At 61.0% G+C, this 623-nt stretch carries 1 protein-coding gene; it reads right to left on the minus strand.

Going from position 1 to position 623, the window contains the following annotated elements:
- Nucleotides 1-71: 71 nt before the first annotated feature.
- A partial coding sequence (locus JZ00_RS31135; protein WP_039593920.1) for a hypothetical protein occupies nucleotides 72-623 on the minus strand: 552 nt, incomplete at its 5' end.

A 623-nucleotide genomic window follows, 5' to 3' on the forward strand; every position in this document is an offset into this window, starting at 1 on the left:
TTTTCCCCACCCAGCGGTGCCGCCACGCATTGCAGCAGAGCACGCTGCTTGGGATAAGCCGTTCAGGTCGATCATGGCTCGTCGTACTCCATCGGCGGCATTTGCTCGGTGCCGATCATTTTGAAGTCGGGAGCCACCGCTACCGGCGCGGGCTGCTCGGCGTATGCCAGTTCTATCTTGTCGAAGCTGGAAGGGTTGCCACAGAGGTCAACCATTTTTTCAGGTGGCACCCCATCGATCCACTCGGTTACCACTTCGCCATCGGCGTTGCAGCCTCTCCACGCCACCGGCTCGCCCTGGGCCAACTTCGCGCCAACTCTGGCGTCCCGCATGGCCTCCAGTTCCTTGACTGCCTCCCGCAAAACCTCAAGCTCGGACAGTGGGCCTCCCTGCCCCTTGTCGGCTGGCGCGGATTGGCTGGAGAGGAAGGTCACAGCCTCGCCGATGGCCTTGCCTTGGCCTTGAAAGCTCGGCCCAGTGATCCTGGTTAGCAATGCAAGCGCCTTGGTCAGTTCTGATGTGACCTTGTCCCGCTGCGAACGCGCCTTGGCCTTCATGCTCTTTTCTGCATCGCGGTCGGCGGTTATGGTTTCGAGCCGAAGTTTCAGCCGTTCCACCTCAGA

The sequence above is a fragment of the Pseudomonas frederiksbergensis genome, assembly GCF_000802155.2.
Lineage (GTDB): Bacteria > Pseudomonadota > Gammaproteobacteria > Pseudomonadales > Pseudomonadaceae > Aquipseudomonas > Aquipseudomonas frederiksbergensis_A.